At 74.3% G+C, this 14735-nt stretch carries 12 protein-coding genes; 5 read left to right on the forward strand and 7 right to left on the reverse strand.

What is annotated here, in order from left to right; all coding sequences use genetic code 11:
- The 3 genes from I6A81_RS35220 to I6A81_RS35230 form a co-directional block, all read right to left on the reverse strand.
- Positions 1-805 (reverse strand): hypothetical protein (locus I6A81_RS35220; RefSeq protein ID WP_203010422.1); only part of this gene is annotated, 805 nt, incomplete at its 3' end.
- A gap of 207 nt (positions 806-1012) precedes the next feature.
- Positions 1013-2251, reverse strand: a complete 1239-nt coding sequence (locus tag I6A81_RS35225; protein WP_307875133.1) for a transcriptional regulator — start codon at positions 2249-2251, stop codon at positions 1013-1015.
- Positions 2252-2937: 686 nt separating this feature from the next.
- Positions 2938-3798, reverse strand: coding sequence for a DUF72 domain-containing protein (locus I6A81_RS35230; RefSeq protein ID WP_203001481.1), 861 nt, complete (start codon positions 3796-3798; stop codon positions 2938-2940).
- Between the two features lie 508 nt (positions 3799-4306).
- Here I6A81_RS35230 and I6A81_RS35235 point away from each other — a divergent pair.
- A complete protein-coding gene (locus I6A81_RS35235; RefSeq protein ID WP_203001479.1) occupies positions 4307-5470 on the forward strand; it encodes an alkaline phosphatase PhoX in 1164 nt (387 codons plus the stop codon).
- 162 nt (positions 5471-5632) lie between these two features.
- Here the strand turns inward: I6A81_RS35235 and I6A81_RS35240 are convergent, their stop codons facing one another.
- Positions 5633-6475 carry a response regulator transcription factor gene (locus I6A81_RS35240; RefSeq protein ID WP_307875134.1) on the reverse strand — a complete coding sequence of 281 codons (843 nt, stop codon included), beginning with the start codon at positions 6473-6475 and terminating at the stop codon, positions 5633-5635.
- Positions 6472-7632, reverse strand: coding sequence for a sensor histidine kinase (locus tag I6A81_RS45225; protein WP_285222708.1), 1161 nt, complete (start codon positions 7630-7632; stop codon positions 6472-6474). The genes I6A81_RS35240 and I6A81_RS45225 overlap by 4 nt, the downstream gene beginning before the upstream one ends.
- A gap of 274 nt (positions 7633-7906) precedes the next feature.
- On the opposite strand from I6A81_RS45225, the gene I6A81_RS35250 reads away from it, so the two are divergent.
- From I6A81_RS35250 to I6A81_RS35260, 3 genes are all read left to right on the forward strand, one after another.
- Entirely contained in the window at positions 7907-8836 is a 930-nt protein-coding gene (locus I6A81_RS35250; protein ID WP_203001475.1) for an ATP-binding cassette domain-containing protein, read from the forward strand.
- Complete coding sequence (locus I6A81_RS35255; protein WP_203001473.1) at positions 8833-10479, forward strand: ABC transporter permease subunit; 1647 nt, start codon at positions 8833-8835, stop codon at positions 10477-10479. The genes I6A81_RS35250 and I6A81_RS35255 overlap by 4 nt, the downstream gene beginning before the upstream one ends.
- 173 nt (positions 10480-10652) lie before the next feature.
- Complete coding sequence (locus I6A81_RS35260; RefSeq protein ID WP_203001503.1) at positions 10653-11429, forward strand: ABC transporter permease; 777 nt, start codon at positions 10653-10655, stop codon at positions 11427-11429.
- 38 nt (positions 11430-11467) lie between these two features.
- Here the strand turns inward: I6A81_RS35260 and I6A81_RS35265 are convergent, their stop codons facing one another.
- Entirely contained in the window at positions 11468-12661 is a 1194-nt protein-coding gene (locus I6A81_RS35265; RefSeq protein ID WP_203001471.1) for a cytochrome P450, read from the reverse strand.
- A 146-nt stretch (positions 12662-12807) separates the two neighbouring features.
- Here I6A81_RS35265 and I6A81_RS35270 point away from each other — a divergent pair, with 146 nt between their 5' ends.
- Positions 12808-13410: a TetR/AcrR family transcriptional regulator gene (locus tag I6A81_RS35270; protein WP_203001469.1), complete on the forward strand. Its 603-nt coding sequence runs from the start codon at positions 12808-12810 to the stop codon at positions 13408-13410.
- A gap of 146 nt (positions 13411-13556) precedes the next feature.
- Here I6A81_RS35270 and I6A81_RS35275 read toward each other — a convergent pair whose 3' ends face one another.
- The gene (locus I6A81_RS35275) at positions 13557-14672 is read right to left on the reverse strand and encodes an ArsR/SmtB family transcription factor (protein WP_203001467.1); all 1116 of its coding nucleotides are present in this window, start codon (positions 14670-14672) and stop codon (positions 13557-13559) included.
- Positions 14673-14735 lie beyond the last annotated feature (63 nt).

Raw genomic sequence — 14735 nt, forward strand, 5'->3', positions numbered from 1 at the left:
CGGGCCTGTTGGAGTCGGGGTTTCCGGGTGCTTGGCTAGGTTTGCCGGGGTCGGGGTTTCCGTTGGCCTGGCCGGGCCTGTTGGAGTCGGGGTTTCCGGGTGCTTGGCTAGGTTTGCCGGGGTCGGGGTTTCCGTTGGCCTGGCCGGGCGGGCTGTAATCGGGCTCGCCCGGCGAGGGCTTGGGGGAGGTCGCGGGGGGACGGGTATCGCCTGGCGTGGCGCAGTAGGCGCTCACGTCGCCCGGGCCAGCCGAGGCGGCTGTCACCAGGGCGTAGCCAAGGCTTCCCTCGGCCTCGCCGGAGGTGCCGGACGAGCCCGCGCAGAGCGGGCCGAGGCCGGGCGCGGTGGGTCCGACGGTGGCCGGCCCGGCGGTCGGAGAAGGTGCGCTCGGCTCGCCCGGGAGGCTCGCGGTGGGCGGGCTTCCCGGTCGCTCCGCCGGCGCGTTGGTCTCGGGTCGCCAGTAGCCGTCGAACGGCGGAACGACGCCGGTGCCGGCGGCGGCCGCGACACCCCCCGCGGCGACCGCGATGGCGGCCACGGCCTTGACGGTCAGAAGCCTCCTGGGCAGCGAGAGCCTGGCTGGCGGTTCGGTGGGGGCGGTGACGCGAGAGCCGCGGAAGGCGAGTACCGCCGCCGGCTCGCCGGCGAGCTCGCCCCGTTGGGCTGGAACGGCCGTGGACGGGAGTACGTCCACGCGAAACGCGTCGAGGGAGTCGATGATCCGTGGCCACATTCTGGCCGCCGCGTCCGCTACCTCGGTGTCGGTGGCGTCGTCGCCGGAGAGTTCCCGCAGGGTGTGCAGCAACCGCGGCTGGACGGTGCGGTAGAGAACCCGAAAGGCCTCCTCGTCGCCGGCCTGTACCGCGGCGACGGTGCGTGGGAGGTGCGCCGGATCGCCATTATCGATCTTCGCTCGCCACCTTCGGATGTCAGATCACCGCCTTCAGGCCGCTGGTCGTCCTGGGTAGACCCGGCCGGCGTCGGCCCGGCACGGTTCCGAACCAGTCACCAGCTATTTCCGAGGACTCGAGAGCAGTGGTGCCGTGGTGCGTCGCCATCTTTGGGCCGCGATCGTTCGATGGCCGGCGAACGCCTGGTCTAGTTCCCGCAGCTTCCCGGCGATACGCGTGGAGGACAGGCCGGAAGCCAGCCCGACCGCCGCGTTGGCGGCCTCCAGGGCGCCCTCCAGGTCCGGCGCCTGCCGTTGCAGGTAGGACAGCGCGAGATCGGCCTCGGCGTAGCAGCGGGTGCGGACACGCGAGGCCTTCTGCAGGGTCCTGCCCTCCACTAGCCGCTGTTCGGCCTGAAGCGGGCGTCCCAGCAGCCTGAAGCAGCGGCCCTGGCATTCGGCCACGTCGCCGGCGTTGTAGTGGCCGGCCCACGCCGGGCCGTCGCCGGGCACGGCGCGGCTGGCCGCCTGTTCCATCGCGAACAGCGCCTCCGTACAGCCGGCTTCGTCTCCGACGCGGGCGAGCGCCCAGGCGTGCTTGTCGTGCAACATGGCCGCCACCAGCGGCGCTGCCGCCCGGCCGGCGCGGTCCAGCGCGGCGCTGGCCAGGGCGAGGCTCTGGCGCCGGTGGCCCAGCAGGGCAGCCTGGTCACTCATCGTGGACAGCACCCGGCCGGCCATCATCGCGTCGCCCGCGTGTTCGGCCAGGCTGAGCGCCTGGATGTAATAGCGCTGCCCCAGCGCCGGATGGCCGCATTCCTGCGCCAGCCATCCGCTGAACTGGGCGAGCTCCCCGAGCGCGCTGAACAGCTCGGCGTTCGCCGGGCCCCCCGCCGCGGCCCGCAGACGCTCGTGCGCAAAGGCCACGACCTGAGAGCGGATCTCACCGCCGCCGAACCGGGCGTCCAGCTTCCGGAAAGAGGCGACGACGTCCCGGACCACCGCCGCGCTCGTGACCGGGCCGCTGGAGTAGCCGGCGCGGCCGGGGCGCGGTTGGACGGACGGGGCGGCCGCCTCGATCCGGGGGATGATGCCGGCGAGGCTCGCCAGCGCCGGTTCGGCGAACGCGCTCGCGACGAACCCCGTGCCGTAGGGCGACGAGTCGCCCCGCCGCAGGTCCCGCGCCGCTACCCCGGTCAGCGAGCTGAGGGTCTGGGCCGGCGAGTCCGCGACGACCAGGCCGAGGTCATGGGTGGTGCCCTCGCCGCGCCACCCGAAATCCGCGGGCGTGACCGAATAGCCAACCGCCGCCGAGATCTCGGCCGCGGCCAGCTCGGCGACCATGGGGTCGCGGGGGCGCATTCCGCGCCGCCAGTGACCAACTGTGGACCGCGCGAGCCCAAGCTCCACCCGGCGCTGGTGGCGGGCGCGTAGATTGATCTGACGCGCGAATCGAGTATCGGATATGCCCGCTTCGGTGAGCAGGCGAGCGAACAGTGTGGATCCGAATGGCTCCTCAGTTTGTGCCGAGCTCAACATGAAACCCCTCGTGCCGCGTCGCCAGCCCGAATTGGTATGGGAAAGGGCGCCATCGCCCCTCCCGCGGACGCGAAGGCTAGTGGCGCGGTCGCATTTTCCGAAAGGGGGTGTGCACAACTGGCGCCGACTGCGCAGTCCGGCCGCCGCTTAGAGGTTACTGCCACCGCCGTCGACGCCCCGGCCGCCGCCGCGGCGGTTCGCCGGCAGCCACCCCGGCGGCGGCGCCATCTCAATGCCTCCTGACTCAATGCCTCCTGAAGCCATCGAGCGCGACCGGACGTCGGCGACGCGGCGACGGGCGTCCTGCTGGACCATCGCCGAGCCGCGGGGAAAGGTGCCCTTGCCGCTCAATCGGCCCGGCCGCGGCGACCATGGGTGGGTATCAATGGATGAAATGTCCGACTCGGTATAGTTCCCGACTGGAAGCCGCTCTCGGCCGTCGCGCCTCCATTGCTAATGATCGCCAGAGTTCGGCCAGGTCGGATCGATCCGTGATTCTCGGCGGCCAGTCAGAAGAGAGTCAAGGGCGTCGAAGGCTCGGTGGGCAGCGGCTGGGGGAGCAGGGCGAGTCCGGGGACGCGGGCACGCACTTCGTCGTGGAACTGGCGGGCGAGCAGCGGGGCGTCCGCGTTGTCCGGGGTATGTAGGAAAAAGGTGGGCGAGCGGCCCTCCTGAAGCCACTCGACGGCGATGTCGACCCAGCTCCGCCAGCCCTCGGCCGTCTGTTCGGAGTCGTCGCGGCCGAGGTAGCGGACGATGGGCCGGTCGGTCAGCGCGACCGACCGCGGCGGCATGCGCGGCTTCTTGGCCCAGGCGTCCCGCTCGGCCTCGCTGGTCGGCTGGCTCTGGAAGAACACCGTCGTGTCGAACGGAATCCACTCCGCGGCCACGGTGGCGAGGGCGTTCTCGAGCAGCCGGGCCGCGCGGGGGTCGTCGAAGAAGGCGGGGTGACGGACCTCCACGGCGTAGCGGTGGGATCTGGTGAGCCCGCGCAGGAAACGGGTGAGCAGGGGGACGTCGGCGGGGCCGAACGATCCCGGCAGCTGGATCCACAGCGCCTCGGCCCGCGGGCCGAGCGGCTCGACCGCGTTCAGGAAGGCGCCAAGCGGCTCGTCGACGTCGGTGAGGCACCGTTCATGCGTGATGAGTTTCGGCAGCTTGACGACGAACCGGAAGTCGGGGTCGGTCTGCCGCGCCCACGATTCCACGGTCTCGCGGGCTGGCGTCGCGTAGAACGTCGTGTTTCCTTCGACCGCGGTACACCACCGGGAATAGTGCCGCAGGCGCTCGTGCGGTGGCAGCGGATGCGGCAGAAAGCGACCCTGCCATGCCTTGTGCGTCCACATCGCGCATCCCACGTGAAGGCGCATCCCGACCCCCAAAGGGAGAGTTCAGACCTGGGCGGCCTGGCCCGAGCCCACCCGTCAGGTCGCGGCCGCGCCGGACGTACCGTATCCGGCCGTACCGTATACGGCCGCGCCCGCCCGGCGGACGCGGCGATCGACACCGATCGCGTGAGGGGCCGGCGTGCCGAGTGGCTGGATGCCGGGGCGCCCCCCGTCCGGCTGGCCGGGCCGCCGCGGTGCCCTGTCCGGCCGGCCGGGCTGTCCAGTTGGCCGCGCTGTTCGCCGCCCGCTTGGGCGCGGCGACGCGGCCACCGGTCGGGGCCGCGGGCGCCTGACGCGGCCGTCGGGGCATTAGCCTGAGCCTGGCCGACTTCCCTGGGAGTTTCGTTGAGGATTTCCGGCGGATTCCTTCGGGGACCACCCGCTGTTCACTGATTCTTTCGTGCTGGCGACGCAAAAGGGTCGATAGTGTCCGTGCCGGGCGTAATCAGCGTCTGATCGCTGTGTTCCCAGGACTTGTGGGAGGTTTTGGGTGGACCGCCGAATATTTCTACGTTCCGCGCTCGTCGGGGCGGGTGTGGCCGCGTTCTCGGGCGCCGTGTGGGAGACGGCGCTGGCCGCGCCGGCCCAGCCGGGAGCCGGTCCCTACGGCCCGCTCGCCGCCGCGGCCGACGGGAACGGCGTGCTGCTGCCGAGCGGGTTCACCAGCCGAATCCTCGCGCGCACCAACCAGGTCGTCGCCGGCACCGGCTACCGCTGGCACGGCGCGCCGGACGGCGGCGCCTGCTTCCCGAACGGCTCCGGCTGGATGTACGTGTCGAACTGCGAGCTGCCGCTCGCCGGCGGCGCCTCCGTGCTGCGGTTCGACGCGTCCGGGACCATCATCTCCGCGCAGCGGCTGCTTTCCGGCACGAGCGGCAACTGCGCCGGCGGGCCGACGCCGTGGGGAACCTGGCTGTCCTGCGAGGAGCACGCCCTCGGCCGGGTGTGGGAGACCTACCCGGCGACCGGGGCGAGCGCGGTCGCGCGGACCGCGATGGGCCGGTTCACCCACGAGGCGGCCGCCTGTGACCCGGTCCGCCAGGTCGTCTACCTCACCGAGGACAAGTCCGACGGCTGCTTCTACCGGTTCCGGCCCAACACCTGGGGCGACCTGTCGTCGGGCACCCTGGAGGTGCTGTGCGGCCCGACGGACAGCACGTCGGGAACGGCCACCTGGCAGCGGGTTCCCAACCCGACCAGCCTGTTGAGGCCGACCCGCCGGCAGGTCTCCGCCGCCAAGCACTTCGACGGCGGCGAGGGGTGCTACTACGCGAACGGTCTCGTGTGGTGGACCACCAAGGGCGACAACCGGGTCTGGAAGCTCGACTGCGCCACCGACGCCTATGAACTGGCCTACGACGACTCCCTTGTCACGTCCGGTACCGCGCCACTGACCGGCGTCGACAACATCACCGGTTCCCGCTCTGGTGACCTCTTCGTCGCCGAGGACGGCGGCAACCTGGAGATCTGCGTCATCACCCCGGATGGCGTCGTCGCCCCGTTCCTGCGGTTGGCCGGCCACGAGGGCTCCGAGATCACCGGGCCGGCCTTTTCCCCGGACGGGTCTCGCCTCTACTTCTCTTCTCAGCGCGGAACGTCCGACAACTCGTTCGCCGGCATGACCTTCGAGGTAAAAGGCCCCTTCCGGGTCTGACCCAGCCGTTTTGAGGCACCAACCCCGGAGATCGGACGACCGCTGGCGGCGCCGGACCGTCAGGTCCGGCGGAGACGACCCGCGGAGCGGGACCGCCTGGCCAGGTCGCTCCGCCGTCACGGCCGTCACCCGCCGGAACGAGCGGCCCGGCGCGGCCCGCCGCTACGACGGACGCTGGTGGGACCGGGGGACGACCAGCCCGGTCTCGTAGGCGGTGACGACGGCCTGGGTGCGGTCGCGCAGCCCCAGCTTGGTCAGCATCCGGCTGACGTGGGTCTTGACGGTCTCCTCGGTGACGGTCAGCCGGGCGGCGATCTCCGGGTTGGACAGGCCCTCGGCGACCAGGCACAGCACCTCGGTCTCCCGCGGGGTGAGGGCGGCCAGCGCCGTGCCCGGTGGCGTGCCGGGGCGGCGCAGGGTGGCGAACTCGGCGATGAGCCGGCGGGTGACGGTCGGCGCGAGCAGGGCGTCCCCGGCGGCGACGACCCGGACGGCGTCGAACAGCCGTTCCGCGGTGACGTCCTTGAGCAGGAAGCCGCTGGCCCCGGCGCGGATCGCGTCGTAGACGTACTCGTCCAGGTCGAACGTGGTGAGGATGATGACCCGCGGCCGGCCGCCGGCGGCGTCACCGGCGCCGCGGGTGCCGGTGGCGCCGGTGGCGCCGGTGGCGCCGGCCGACGTGCCGGCGCTCGGGTTACCGCCGGCGGAGGTACCACCGCCCGAGGCGCCGCCGCCTGGGATACCTCGGCCCGAGCCGCCGGCGCCCGCCGTGCCACGGGTCAGGCGGCGGGTCGCCTCGATGCCGTCCATCCCGGGCATCCGGACGTCCATCAGGACCACGTCGGGCGCCTGCTCCCGGCAGAGCCGGACGGCCTCGGCGCCGTCGGCCGCGGTGCCGACCACGGTGATGTCGGGCTGGGAGCCGAGGATGCCGGCGAACCCGGTGCGGACCACCTCGTGGTCGTCGGCGACGAGAACCCGGATCACCGGGAGCGGGGCGGTCACGGGACGTCCGTCCCGGAGGGCGTCCCGGCCGCCGGCGCCGGGTGTCGCCGGGCGTCCTCCCCCGCGCGGGTGGGCAGCGTCGACTCGACGAGGAACCCGCCGCCCGCGCCAGCGCCGGCCCGCAGCCGGCCGCCGACCGCGGCGGCGCGTTCCCGCATCCCGAGCAGCCCGTGCCCGGCGGGCCGGCCGGACGCGGCCGGCCCCGGCCCGTTGTCGCGGATCAGCAGCCGCAGCGCGGCGTCGGTGTAGTGCAGCTCGACGTCGACGGCGGCCCCGGGCGCGTGCCGGCGGCTGTTCGTGAGGGCCTCCTGGACGATGCGGTACACGGCCAGCTCGACGCCGGGGTCGAGCGCCCTCGGCGCGCCCCGCAGGATGAGGCGGGTGCCGGCGCCGGACGTGTCCCGGGCCTGGTCGAGGAGCTCGGTGAGCTCGCGCAGGCCCGGCTGGGGCTGGCGCCGCGCCGCGTCGGCCTGGGCGTCCTCGCGCAGCACCCCGAGCAGGCGGCGCATCTCGGTGAGCGCGGCGCGGGCGGTGTCGCCGATCGCGGACAGCCGGGCCGCCCCGGACGCCGGCAGGCCGGGCGTGGTCAGCCGGGCGTTCTCGGCCTGCACGGAGATCATGGAGATGTGGTGGGCGACCACGTCGTGCAGCTCGCGCGCGATCCGGGCGCGTTCCCCCCGCGCGGTGTGCTCCAGCAGCGTGCCCGCGATCGCCCGGTGGGCGGCCCGGCTCTCGGCGTCCTCCCGGCGGGTCCGCCGGGCGGTCCCGATCGTCGCCGCCACCGGGACCAGGCACGCCAGCACCGTGGCGAGGACACGAACGCCCGTCCCGGCCGCCGGTCCGAAAGCCAGCACCAGCACGTACGGCACGCCGAGCGGCGCGGCCAGCGGCGGCCATCCGCCCCGGCCGAGCCGGTAGGCGGCGACCAGCTGCGCCGCGGCGCCCGCGCCGGTCAGGGCCTGGAACACGGCGAGGGAACCGACGGCGGCCACGGTCACCGCCACCGCCGCGGCGGTGGGGCGCAGCGCCACCGGCAGCGTGGTGGCCAGCCCGACCAGCGACACCAGCAGGACGAACGGGCCGACGGCGTCCGTCCCGGCGTTGCGCAGGACGGACTCGACGGCGGCGGCCAGCCCCAGCAGCGCGCCGGCGGCCATCAGGGGGCGTGGCGAGACGGCCACCCGCCGGCCCGCCCGCCCGGCGGCGTCCACCGGACCGGCGTCGGCGGATGCCCGCTCGCCCATGTCCGCGTACGTCCCCACGCACGTCATTGTCGGCGCAGTTCGGGCCATCCCGCGTCCCCGCCGGCAGGGATGCCGTAATCCCTCGACGGAGGGAACGCCGACGCCGGGCCATCCCTCCCACGAGGGACACCAAGGATGGCTCCGCGGCGGGACGATCCGCGGGCCGCCGGCTCCTAGCGTTCCGGGCATGGAAGCAACAGTTGAGGTCACCGGCCTGCGCAAGCGGTACGGGCCGGCCGTCGCGCTGGACGGGATGACGTTCACCGTGGCGCCCGGGCTGGTCACGGCCTTCGTCGGCCCGAACGGCGCGGGGAAGTCCACCACCATGCGGGTCATCCTCGGCCTGGACCGCGCCGACGAGGGGAGCGCGCTGGTCGGCGGCCGGTGGTACCGCGACCTGCGCCAGCCGCTGCGGCACCTCGGCGCGTTGCTCGACCCGGCCGCGCTGCACCCGGCCCGCCGCGGGCGGGATCACCTGCTGTGGCTGGCGCGCTCCCAGGCGCTGCCCACCGGGCGCGTCGACGAGGTCCTGCGGCTGACCGGGCTGGAGTCGGCGGCCCGCCGCCGGACGGGCGGCTACTCGCTGGGCATGCGGCAGCGGCTCGGGATCGCCGCCGCGCTGCTCGGCGACCCGCCCGTGCTCATCCTGGACGAGCCGTTCAACGGCCTCGACCCGGAGGGCATCGTCTGGATGCGGGGCTTCCTGCGCGCGCTCGCCGCCGAGGGCCGGGCCATCCTGGTCTCCAGCCATCTGATGAGCGAGCTGCAGGACACCGCCGGCCATCTGGTGGTCGTGGGCCGCGGCCGGGTGGTCGCGGACACCGGTGTCGCGGAGCTGATCGCCGCCGCGTCCGGTGACCGGGTCACCCTGCGCACGGTCGAGCGGACCGAGGCGATGACCGTGCTCGCCGGCGCCGGCGCGACCGTCACCGTCACCGACCGGGAGACGCTCACGGTCAGCGGGCTGCCGGCCGGCCGCGTCGTGGCCCTGCTCAACGAGGCCGGGCTGCCGTTCTCGGAGGTGTCCGCGCACCGGGCCACCCTCGAGGAGGCCTACATGGAGCTCACCCGGGACGCGGTCGAGTTCCGCGCCCCGCGGCCGGAGGCGGCGCGATGACCGACACGATCACCCCTTACCGCTCGACGGTCCCCGCCGCGCGGGACGGCTTGCCCGCCCTGGTGCGCGCCGAGTGGACCAAGTTCCGGACGGTGCGCGGCTGGGTCGTCGCGGCCGTGGTCGCCCTGCTGCTGATGCCGTTGTTCGGGCTGCTCGGCGCCGCTGGCAGCCACGGCGAGGTCGGCGGCGGCCCGGGCGGTGAGAGCCGGGCGGGTCACCGGGCGCCGCCGACCGGACCGGGTGGCGAGGCCGTCAACGACGGCCCCTACTTCGTGCACCGGCCGCTGGCCGGCGACGGCACGGTCACCGTCCGGGTGACCTCGCTGACCGGTGTGGTGCTCCCCCTCGGGAACGGACCCGGCGGGCTTGGCGGCCCGGCCGGCGGCGGTCCAGCCGGGCCGGCTGGCGTGCCGCCGACCGAGGGCGGCGCCCAGCCGTGGGCGAAGGCCGGAATCCTGCTCAAGGAGAGCGCGGAGCCGGGCTCCGCGTACGCGGCGGTCATGGTGACCGCCGACCACGGGGTCCGCCTCCAGCACAACTTCACCGGCGACACCGCCGGGCCGCCCGGAGCGGTCACCGCCGACGCGCCCCGCTGGCTGCGCCTGACCCGCGCCGGCGACCTGCTCACCGGGTACGCGTCGCCGGATGGCGAGGCCTGGACCACGGTCGGCACCGTGCGGCTGCCCGGGCTGCCCTCGTCCGTCCTGGCCGGCCTGTTCGTCGCGACACCCGGCGACGAGACGTTCGAACAGCACCTCGGCGGGTTCGAGAGCATCGGCGAGCCGGCCGCGGCCACCGCCACCTTCGACGAGCTCGACACCCAGGGCGGCTTCGCCGGCTCCGACTGGAGCGGGCAGCGCATCGGCGCCACCGGCCGCCCCGGTGGTGCTCCCGGCACCGGCGACCCGCTGGTCGAGGGCGGGTTCGACGTCTCCCGGGGCACGTTCACCCTCACCGGCTCCGGGGACATCGCCCCGTTCGTCACCGAGGGGGCGGCCGCCGTCGAGCGCACGCTCGTCGGTACCTTCGCCACGCTGACCGTGGCGGTGGTCCTGGGGGTGCTGTTCATCGCCACCGAGTACCGGCGGGGCCTGATCCGCGTCAGTGTGGCGGCGAGCCCGCGCCGCGGCCGGGTCCTCGCGGCCAAGGCGACCGTCATCGGCGCCATCACCTTCGTGCTCGGGCTGGTGGCCGCGGCGGTCACCGTGCCGCTCGGCCGGCGGCTGCTGCGTGACAACGGCAACCTGGTCCTGCCGACCGACGGGCTGACCGAGCTGCGCGTCGTCGTCGGCACCGCGGCGCTGCTCGCCGTGGCCGCCGTGCTCGCGGTCGCGGTCGGCACGATCCTGCGGCGCGGCGCCGGCGCCGCCGCCGGCGTGATCGTGCTGACGGTGCTGCCCTACGTCCTCGCGGTGGCGGCGGTGCTGCCCGCCGGGGCCGCGCAGTGGCTACTGCGGATCACCCCCGCGGCCGGGTTCGCCATCCAGCAGAGCGTCGTCGCCTATCCGCAGGTCGGCCATCCCTACACGCCCGTGGCCGGCTACTTCCCGCTGGCTCCGTGGGCCGGGTTCGCCGTGCTGTGCGGCTGGACGGTGCTGGCCCTGGGGCTGGCCACCTACCTGCTGCGGCGGAGGGACGCGTGAGCCCCCTGGGCGGCGGCCGCGACGCGGGGACCGCGCGGGACCAGGCCGGGCCAGCTGGCCCCGGTCCGCGCGGCCCTCGCGGCCTCCGCGGCCCCCGGCGCGAGGCCGACCAGGGCTCGTCGGCGGGCCCGCGGCCGGCCGAGCTCCGGACGGCGGATCTGTGGCTGGCGGATCTGTGGCTGGCGGTGCGCGCGGAGTGGACGAAGCTGCGGACCGTCGCCGGCCCCGGCGCCCTGCTGCTGGCCGCCGCCGCGCTGACGGTGGCGGCCAGCGCCGCCGCGGCCGCCGCCGCGAGCTGCCCCGCGGCCGGCTGCGCGGTCGACGCGGCCAGGGTCAGCCTCACGGGTGTGCAGCTCGGGCAGGCGGTCGTCGCCCTGCTGGCGGTGCTGGTCGTCGGCACCGAGTACAGCACCGGCCTGATCTCCAGCACGCTCGCGGCGGTGCCCCGCCGGGCGACCGTGCTCGCCGCGAAGGCGGCCGTCGTCACCGGGATCGTGCTGGCCGCCGGCACCGTCGCCGCGCTGGGCTCGGTGCTGGCGGGGCGGCTCATCCTGCCGGGCCAGGGCTTCACCGCCGCGCACGGCTACCCGCCGCTCTCGCTGGCCGACGGCCCGACGCTGCGGGCCGCCGCCGGCTCGGTGCTCTACCTGGCCCTGATCGCGCTGCTCGGCCTCGGCGTCACGACGCTGATCCGGGAGGCGACCGTCGCCGTCGGCGTCGTCCTCGGCCTGCTGTATCTGTTCCCGATCCTCAGCGCCGTCGTCACCGACCCCGACTGGGAGCGGCGGCTGCGCCAGATCGGCCCGAGCGACGCCGGCCTCGCGATCCAGGACACGCTCGGCCTGCCCGGCGCGCCGATCGGGCCGTGGGCGGGACTTGGCGTGCTGGCCGGGTGGGCGGCCGCCGCCCTGCTCGCCGGCGGCCTCGCCCTCGGCCGCCGCGACGCCTGAGGGCGTCGGCCGACGTCCCTGCCGGTCCATGTTCAGGTTCAGTCGACGCTGATGGGGAGGGTCTCCCAGCCGCGCATGGTGGAGGTCGAGGACAGCGCAGCGTTGTCCCAGTCGACCGCCCACTTCGGGAACCGCCTGAGGATCTCGTCGAGCGCGATGCGGCCTTCCAGCCGGGCGAGCGCGGCGCCGAGGCAGTAGTGCGTCCCGATGCCGAAGGTGACGTGCTGGTCGATCTTGCGGCGGATGTCGAAGCGCTCGCCGTCGTCCCAGCGCCGCTCGTCGCGGTTGGCCGACGCGACGAGCAGCATCATCGCGCTGCCGGCCGGGACCGTCTGGCCGTACAGTTCCACGTCCCGCGCGACGTAGCGGGCGATGGCGTGGCCGGTCGGCTCGAAGCGCAGCGTCTCCTCGATGGTGTTCGGGATCAACGAGGGGTCGGCGACGAGGTCGGCGCGCTGGTCGGGATACCGGTCGAGCAGGGCGACGAGCCAGCCGATCAGGCGCGCGGTCGTCTCGTTGCCGGCGCCGGCCAGCACGGTGACGTAGGTCAGGATCTCCTCGCGGGTCAGCGTGCGCCTGGTTCCCGTCTCGTCCTCGAACTCGGCGTTGATGAGCTCCGTCATCAGGTCGTCGGCGGGATGGTCGGCGCGCCAGTCGATGTAGCTCGCGAACAGGTCGGTGTCCATGAGCGCGCCCGCGGACACCTTCATCTGCTGGCCGGGCTCGGTGCGCAGCTTGGCGTCGGCGCGCTCGCGGACCGTCAGCTGGTCGGCCTCCGGAATGCCGAGCAGCATGCCGATGACGCGCATCGGCACCTCGTTCGCGAACTCGGCCATCAGGTCGAACTGGTCGACTCCCGCGAGCCGGTCGAGGCAGCGGACGCAGAAGTCCCGGATCTCCTGCTCCAGCGACGACACCCGCCGCGGCGTGAACACGCGCGCGAGCAGGCGGCGGTGGATGTCGTGGATCGGCGGGTCCTCCATGAGCAACGTGCCCGGCGGGATCTCGATGTTGGCCTTGATCACCTCGAGGATCGGGCCCCGGGAGGAGGAGAAGGTGGCCCAGTCGACCAGGCCGCCGTTGATGTCGTCCCAGTGGGTGAGCGCGTAGAAGTCGTGCCGGTCGTTGTAGTACAGCGGCGCCTCGGCGCGCATCCGCCGGTAGACCGGGTACGGGTCGCGCGCGATGTCGCGGTCGAACGGGTCCCAGTAGACCGGGCTCGCGTTGCTCACTCGGACGCCTCCCAGCGGTGCTGACTGTCGGTCTAACTTTGAACAGTCATTCAAACTTTGATGGGTGGCGCTGTCAAGGAGATCCGGTGTCTCCAGCGGCCGGTGTCCTCCAGCAAGATGGGAGGGCTGACCGAAGGACGAGGTGGATGACTGAACCCCGCCGCCGCCGCGCGGCGACCGAAGAGAAGGTGGCGCGCGTCCTCGACGCGGCGGAGGAGATCATGCTCCGCGAGGGGCACGCGGCGGTGACCTCGCGCAACGTGGCGGAGCGGATAGGCATCGGGGCGCCGCTCCTGCACTACTACTTCCCGACCGTCGACGACCTCGTCGTCGCGCTGCTGCGACGGCGTTCCGGGCGCGTCGTCGAGCGGATGGAGGCCGCCCTGGCGTCGTCGCGGCCACTGCAGGCCTGGTGGGACCTCGCGTCCGACCCCCGGGGAACCGCGCTGTTCATCGAGTTCCTCGCGGCGGCGAACCACCGGCCGGCGTTGAAGGCGGAGATGGGCGAGGTCGCGCGGGAGGTGCGGCGGACGCAGATGGCGGTGCTGGACAAGATCCTTCCCGAGTACGACCTCGACCCGGAGGAGTTCCCGCCGGCGCTCATCGCCGCCACGATGCAGGGCCTGGCGCTCGGGCTCGTCGCCGACGAGGTCGCGGGCTACGAGACCGCGCACAAGCAGGCCCGCGCCGCGATGAGCCGCCTGGTCGCCCGCCTCGAGCAACGACGAGCCCACCGACGCCCACGGTGACCACCCACGGCCCGATGAGTTAGAACGAACGCTCAAAGTCGGCGAGGCGATGCCGGCGTGGGGCGGGCGCCGGCGAAGTGTCCGTCGAAACGCGGTCCTGGGCTCGCGAATCAGCGGACAGGTCGGGGTCGGCCCGGCTCGGCCGGTCAGTACTGCAGGGCCGTGGCCAGGTCGTGGCCGATCCGCTCGACCGCCGCCAGGTCGAGGCCGTAGCGCGCGTAGCGGCCGTCGCGCTCGACGCGGGCCAGCCCCAGGTCGCGCAGGACCCGCAGATGGCGCGAGACCTGCGGGCGGGTCATCCCCAGCCGTTCCGCGAGGTCGGCGGTGGTCATCGGCTGGCGGGCGATCAGCCGGCACAGCCGCACCCGGCTCGGGTCGGTCAGCGCGAGCAGGCGGCCGCGGGCCAGGGTGACACCCACCCCCGGGGCCTCGACCGGGAAGTGCACGACGGGTGGCAGCCCCGGCTCGTCCTTCACCAGCAGATGCGGCGCGCCGAACCGGGTCGGGATGAGCAGGACCGGCGCGCGCCCCGGGTTGATCACCGTGTGGTGCACCTTGTCGAAGACGACTCGGGCGGGGCCGCCCTCCCGTGGCCCCGCCCGGCTGGCCAGGCGCGCGCTGACCGGGCTGAGCGAGACCAGCGCGGCGGCGGGGCCCTCGTCCGCGAGCAGCCGGCGCACCCGGTGCGCGGCGCGGCGCAGCGCCGGCTCGGTCTCGGCCCAGAGCGCGCGGAAGAAGACGCGGCGGGACAGGTCGAGGAAACCGAGGACCTCGACGCGCAGCAGCTCGGGGTCGCGCAGCAGGTCCTCGGCGAGCGCGAGGTGCGGCTCGGGCAGCGCGGCCGCCGTCTGGCGCAGCACGGCGGCCTGGCCGGCGTCGCGCAGCACCCGGCCGAACTCGAAGCCGCGATACCCGCTGGCGCAGGTGTAGGCGGTCAGCTCGGCGAACCGGTCCAGCGACAGCCCGGCCAGCCCGGCACCCGGGGCCGGCCCGGCGAGCCCCTGCCCGGCGCTCCCCGCCCCGGGGAGACCGGGGTAGAAGCCTCGCCAGCGCAGCGCGGTCCACAGCGGCGCGAACCGGCGCAGCCCGGCCCGGAACTCGGGCGGGGCGGTTCGGACGACCGCCGCGGCCCAGCCAGCGTGGCCGGCGTGGTGCGCGTGCTCGGTGAGCACGTGCAGGCTGGCGGCCAGCTCCGCCAGCGGCGAGACGGCGACGGTGAACCGATCGGGACCGACCCCGTCCAGGACGATCACGACCGACACGGCCGCGTCCGTACGGGTCGTGCCCCGCTCACCTGGCCGCCTCGACGGCCGCCGTGGCCGCCT

The organism is Frankia nepalensis, from assembly GCF_016786325.1.
GTDB lineage: Bacteria > Actinomycetota > Actinomycetes > Frankiales > Frankiaceae > Pseudofrankia > Pseudofrankia nepalensis.